The organism is Lysinibacillus parviboronicapiens (assembly GCF_003049575.1).
Lineage (GTDB): Bacteria > Bacillota > Bacilli > Bacillales_A > Planococcaceae > Lysinibacillus > Lysinibacillus parviboronicapiens.
Genome location: NZ_PYWI01000064.1, coordinates 1 through 5921, shown reverse-complemented (window position 1 = coordinate 5921; position 5921 = coordinate 1). Strand labels below are relative to the sequence as shown.

The 5921-nt window shown below is 40.0% G+C and carries 4 protein-coding genes, 2 tRNA genes, 1 rRNA gene and 1 pseudogene; 4 read left to right on the top strand and 4 right to left on the bottom strand.

Features of this window, described 5'->3' with window-relative positions; translation table 11 throughout:
• Positions 1-44: 44 nt before the first annotated feature.
• The 3 genes from C9J35_RS22740 to C9J35_RS22730 all read right to left on the bottom strand — a co-directional run bounded on the left by C9J35_RS22740 (position 45) and on the right by C9J35_RS22730 (position 1941).
• Positions 45-120, bottom strand: a tRNA-Val gene (locus C9J35_RS22740).
• A 10-nt stretch (positions 121-130) separates the two neighbouring features.
• A 5S ribosomal RNA gene (rrf, locus tag C9J35_RS22735) occupies positions 131-246 on the bottom strand.
• Between the two features lie 615 nt (positions 247-861).
• Positions 862-1941, bottom strand: coding sequence for a cysteine desulfurase family protein (locus C9J35_RS22730; RefSeq protein ID WP_327324305.1), 1080 nt, complete (start codon positions 1939-1941; stop codon positions 862-864).
• Between the two features lie 61 nt (positions 1942-2002).
• Between C9J35_RS22730 and C9J35_RS24450 the strand changes: the two are divergent.
• The 4 genes and pseudogenes from C9J35_RS24450 to nadA all read left to right on the top strand — a co-directional run.
• Positions 2003-3078: pseudogene (locus C9J35_RS24450) on the top strand (FAD-binding protein); the annotation flags it as partial.
• A gap of 87 nt (positions 3079-3165) precedes the next feature.
• A complete protein-coding gene (locus C9J35_RS24990; RefSeq protein WP_369122306.1) occupies positions 3166-3612 on the top strand; it encodes a hypothetical protein in 447 nt (148 codons plus the stop codon).
• Entirely contained in the window at positions 3569-4429 is an 861-nt protein-coding gene (gene nadC / locus C9J35_RS22720) for a carboxylating nicotinate-nucleotide diphosphorylase (protein WP_054770070.1), read from the top strand. Before C9J35_RS24990 ends, nadC begins: the two co-directional genes overlap by 44 nt.
• A complete protein-coding gene (nadA, locus tag C9J35_RS22715) occupies positions 4416-5519 on the top strand; it encodes a quinolinate synthase NadA (RefSeq protein ID WP_054770071.1) in 1104 nt (367 codons plus the stop codon). Before nadC ends, nadA begins: the two co-directional genes overlap by 14 nt.
• A 278-nt stretch (positions 5520-5797) precedes the next feature.
• Here the strand turns inward: nadA and C9J35_RS22710 are convergent.
• Positions 5798-5869: transfer RNA gene (locus C9J35_RS22710), tRNA-Glu, on the bottom strand.
• Between the last annotated feature and the right edge of the window lie 52 nt (positions 5870-5921).

The following is a 5921-nucleotide window of genomic DNA, read 5'->3' as shown; positions in this document are numbered from 1 at the left end:
TGATTACAAGTCAGTTGCTCTACCTGCTGAGCTAAACCGGCATATGGTGGAGGATGACGGGCTCGAACCGCCGACCCTCTGCTTGTAAGGCAGATGCTCTCCCAGCTGAGCTAATCCTCCTGGGTATAATGCCTAGCGACGTCCTACTCTCACAGGGGGAAGCCCCCAACTACCATCGGCGCTAAAGAGCTTAACTTCCGTGTTCGGTATGGGAACGGGTGTGACCTCTTTGCCATCATCACTAGACTCTACTTCATCTTTAACATACTATGTATTACTTATATCTTAAAGTTCTTTGTGTTTTGAAGTTATTTACCTGTCCTTCAAGACAAGAATTATTGTATAACGTTTTCCTACATTGTGCAACACTTTTTTATAAAAAAAAGAAATTATTACTTTTTAAAGATATTTTTGTCATGTAAGAGAATTTATCACTCTGCTAATCATTATAACAATTGTTTTTTCAAAAGAAAACATTTTTATTTACATCAAAAAAATGTTTTGTAGTTGCTATGTTAAATATTTACTCTATTAGTAATCAATAATGCCTCGACATTATTGCGTCCGGAATCGGCTTTGTGCTTGCACAAAGAACTCCTTTTCGATTTCCGTGACATCCGCCGGAGGCTTTAACTTATTTCAGCGGATGTTTGTACACCCGCTGAAAAGCAACTTAAATCCGCATTCATCTCACCACCTATAGAGGTGGGAGACTTCTGCTGAAAGAAGTTAAATACAGTAGAACTCAGGCCTTAACGATACGTCTTGTTAGAATGCCTGAGTATTTTATTATTTTTTGTAGGTACTACATTGCTCATACATTTTAATTTTTTATCCTATACGTTATTTAGCATTATTATTCTAAATATTAGTAAGGGCTGCTAATAATTGGTCAATTTCTTTAAATGTAGTTTTTGGACCAAAGGATATTCTGAAAAATTGGCGAGCTTCTTCCATAGTATAGCCCATCGATAAAATTGCTTTCGTGCCAGACTCGCTATGAATATCACATGCACTACCTGTAGATATGCATATACCCGCTTCATTTAATCTTAATAAAACATATTGTCCTTCTACTTTATCCATCACAATACCACATATATTTGGTAGTTGCTCCCCACATTCGATCATACGACATGTAGTTGGTAAATTTTCTTGTAAATAAAGACGTAATGCCTCATAATCTTGTAGCTTGTAATGAAAATCTTCTATTGCAGTTGCAAATGCTACGATAGCTGGCGTATCCAGTGTTCCCCCTCTTAAGCCGCGCTCATGAGTAACACCTGGTGTTAATGCAGGTACACAAATTTTGGGATTAATATAAACAGCCCCACAGCCTTTTGGTCCAGCAATTTTATGTGCTGAAACTGTCATAGCATCCACCTGTTGTGCAAAAGTAACTTTACAAAATGATTGTACGCAATCTACATGAAAATATATATCAGATTCCTTAGCCAAAGCTGCAATTTCATCTATAGGTTGAATTGCCCCTATTTCTGAATTAACATGTTGGATAGTTATAAGCGCTGTATCATCTCTTAACACTTCGCGTAATTGCTCTACATGAATACTACCACTTCGTTGTAAGGGTAATTTTGTCACAACAAATCCCATTTTCTCAAGTGTATTTAATGCCGCATGAACTGAAGTATGTTCTGCTTGTGAAGAAATAATATGTTTTCCTTTCTTTGAAGCCAAAGCAAGTGATACAATCGCCAGCAAATTCCCCTCAGTTCCACTCCCTGTAAAAATTATGCCATCACTTTTAACGTTTAGGGCAGTGGCTACTATTGCTCTTGCCTGTTCAACAAAATAATGTGCTTGTCCTCCTAAGTCATGTAAACTCGCACTGTTTCCATAATAACGTTCCGCTACTTCACAATAAGCCTTGAGCGCTGAGGCAGACATTGGTGATGTTGCTGCGTAATCCATATAAATCATCGTATTCTCATCCTCTCAATTTACTTAGGGTCTTGTTTTCTTTTATATTTTATGTAAAGATATGTGTCAAGACAACTGTAAAGAAGGTATAGCTATGGATGTAAAGATAGATGTACTCATTATTGGCAGCGGTATTGCAGCACTTCAAGCCGCTAGACTACTCGGACAGCAGTTACAAGTACAGATTGTTACGAAATCTTCTGTTGATATGAGCAGTTCTTATCGTGCACAAGGTGGTATTGCGGCCGTCACTAAACCAGAAGATAATACGGCTTATCATATTGCAGATACCTTGACTGCTGGCGAAGACCATCATGAAAAGAAACATGTTGAAGCGCTTATTAATGATGGTACAAAAATTATACAGCAGTTCCTAATGGATGACCTGCCCATCGATCGAGAGGCATCTGGTGCACCAGCTCTCGGGTTAGAAGGCGCACATAGTCATCATCGCATTTTACATGCTGGTGGGGATCGTACAGGGCAAGTATTTATTGATTACTTGCTCAAACAACTTCCTTCGAACGTCGTTATTAATTGTTATGAAATGGCTTATGAACTTCTACTAAATACGGACGGTGCTTGTATCGGCGTACTTACACAAGGAACACATGGTACAAAGCGATATTTTGCTCATCACGTAATTATTGCTTCAGGCGGCGCTGGAGCCCTTTATCCAAGTAGCACTAATTATGCGATTAACACCGGGCACTTGCATTCCGTGCGGGCGCAGCAATCAGTGATATGGAGTTTATGCAATTTCATCCAAGCCTACTATGGTGCAACGGCGAAGCAAAAGGACTTGTCTCAGAAGCAGTTCGAGGAGCTGGTGGGATTTTTGTCGATGCACAGCGCCGACCAATCATGAAAGGTGTACATCCACAACTTGATTTAGCACCGCGTCATATTACAGCCTATACTTTGTTTAAAAAACGAGTTACCGGACACGAAACATATATTGATATTTCTGCCATTCAGCAATTTGAAAAAAAATTTCCTACGATAGCGAAACTTTGCGCTGACAATGGTGTGGATATACAGCATGGCTTAATTCCTGTTGCGCCAGGTAGCCATTTCTTAATGGGTGGTATTATCGCTGATGACATCGGAAGAACATCGATTCCAAATCTCTATGCTGTTGGTGAAGTCGCTTGTACGGGCGTTCATGGTGCAAATCGTTTAGCGAGTAACTCCTTGCTAGAAGGTATTGCCTTTGGACAAAAGATGGCACATACCATCTTACAAACAGGCTGCAAGCAATACAATTTCACTGTCATTCACAAAGCTCATCAGCAAGCTATACCTTCACTATTAGCAAAAGAACATTTACAGCAAACTATGATGCATGCGCTAGGTATTATACGCAATCCTCAAGATATGCAGCAATTCGCAAAACAATTGCCACCATTGCAAACCCTTCAACATGTTGAGATAAGTGGACTGGGTCAACAGGAACTTGAACTTTATATGATGCATATTGTCGCTTCATTGATGGTAAATGCTGCACTGACACGAAAAGAAACGCGAGGAGCTCATATTCGTAGTGACAAACCAAATAAAGATAGACTATGGGCTCAACGCTGGATTATTTTTGAACATGGACAGATGAAAGTGAGGAATACATTATATGAATATCATCAAACTAGAGGAAATGCTCAAGCAATTTTATAACGAAGACATTGGGGATGGCGATTTATCAAGCGAACTTATCTTTACAGCTGATCAAAAAGGGACTTTTTCCTTTTATGCGAAAGATAGTGGTATTTTCTGTGGAGCACTTATCATCGAGCACGGTTTTCTACTACTGGATTCCTCGATGGATATCATTTTGCATAAAAAAGATGGTGATGCAGTAAATACAGGTGATTTACTCGCTATTGTCAAAGGACCTCTACAAAAATTATTAATTGGTGAGCGTGTCATTTTGAATCTCATTCAGCGTATGTCTGCCATCGCTACAGCTACCAACTTAGCTGTTCGTGAAACAGCAGGGACAGGAGCAAAAATTTGCGATACCCGTAAAACGATACCTGGATTACGTATGCTCGATAAATATGCAGTACGGGTAGGTGGAGCCTTTAATCATCGCAGTGGATTATACGATGCAATTATGCTAAAGGATAACCATATTGCTTTTGCAGGGAGCATTTCAAAAGCTGTGCAAGCTGCTCGTAGCAAAGTTGGTCATACGGTAAAAATTGAAGTAGAAATTGAAACAAAAGATCAATTGGAAGAAGCCATTGCATCAGGTGCTGATATTATTATGTTTGATAATCGAACGCCAGAAGAAATACAGGCATGGCTCCCAGCCGTTCCTGCACATATCGCTACGGAGGCATCCGGTGGGATTTCGCTAGATAATCTACATGCCTATGCAGAATCTGGTATCCAATGGATTTCACTTGGCGCACTAACTCATTCGGTAAAAGCGTTTGATATTAGCGCACTTGTACAAATGAAAGGAGATCATCCACTTGTCAATAACTAGTTTATTACAACAAGCTACCCTACTCCCAGAGCATTATCGAACACTATCAAGAACTGACATGGAATCTCGCATTCTAGCTATTAAAAAGAAACTGGGTCGTCAGCTTTTTATTCCTGGCCATCATTATCAAAAAGACGAAGTGATTCAATTTGCTGATGCTACAGGAGATTCTTTACAGCTCGCGCAATTATCTGCTGCAAATAAGGAAGCCAAGCATATCGTTTTCTGTGGGGTACATTTTATGGCTGAAACAGCCGATATGTTAACCACTGAGAAACAGCATGTCTACTTGCCAGATATGCGAGCAGGCTGCTCAATGGCAGACATGGCAGACATTTATCAAACAGAACAAGCATGGTCCATCTTACAGCAACTTTTCGGTGATACGATTATACCGTTAACATATGTCAATTCGACTGCGGCAATAAAAGCATTTACAGGACATTATGGAGGCGCATGTGTAACATCCTCCAACGCAAAGGAAATGGTAAAATGGGCATTTAGTCAAAAGCAACGTATTTTATTTCTACCCGATCAGCATTTAGGTAGAAATACCGCTTATGATTTGGGCGTACCTCTTGAAAATATGGCTGTTTGGAATCCACATACCAATACCCTTGAGACAGAACAGTCGCCAGAAAACATTCAAGTAATTTTATGGAAAGGACATTGTTCCGTCCACGAAGGCTTTACCGTGCAACATACAGAAATGGTTCGTCAGGCACATCCAAATATGCGCATTATCGTGCATCCGGAATGTAGCCGTGAAGTTGTTGCGGCAGCGGATGATGCAGGCTCAACGAAATACATTATTGATACTATTAATAATGCCCCTAGCGGTTCTGCATGGGCAATCGGCACAGAAATGAATCTAGTTAATCGTATGATGTTACACCATTCAGATAAACAGATTATCTCGTTGAATAAGAATTTTTGTCCTTGTCTTACAATGAATCGAATTGATCTCCCACATCTGCTGTGGTCACTTGAAAGTATTGAACAGGGAAAGCCACATAATCGCATTCAAGTGGACCCCCATATTGCAAAAGAAGCCCGTAGTTCACTCGAAAGAATGCTAGCACGAGGATAATAAAAAAATCGTCTACTATCTTTAGTTAGACGATTTTTTATTTCTAAAAAGACAACACTGTTTGGAATCTAATAAATATATTTTTTGTAAGTAATTTTGGAACACTTGACTTCCACCAATAAACAGTACTTGCACTTCGGCATAGAGCTCAGTTGCAGTTACTTTACCTCGCCAAGCTTCTCCTACTTTTTCCAATACTATAATTCTTTGAAGCTTCTTTTATATTTTTCTTCATAAAAAAAGCACAGCAGATGTTTTACATCTACTGTGCTTTAGTATGACCCCTACGGGATTCGAACCCGTGTTACCGCCGTGAAAGGGCGGTGTCTTAACCGCTTGACCAAGGGGCCAATGGCGGAGAAGGAGGGATTTGAACCCTCGCGCCGGTTACCCGACCTACAC

What these genes read in the sequence shown, in the direction of transcription:
- C9J35_RS24990 (WP_369122306.1), top strand. Translation starts at nt 3,166, where the DNA reads ATGGCACATACCATCTTACAAACAGGCTGCAAGCAATACAATTTCACT.
- nadC (WP_054770070.1), top strand. Translation starts at nt 3,569, where the DNA reads ATGAATATCATCAAACTAGAGGAAATGCTCAAGCAATTTTATAACGAA.
- C9J35_RS22730 (WP_327324305.1), bottom strand. Translation starts at nt 1,941, where the DNA reads ATGATTTATATGGATTACGCAGCAACATCACCAATGTCTGCCTCAGCG.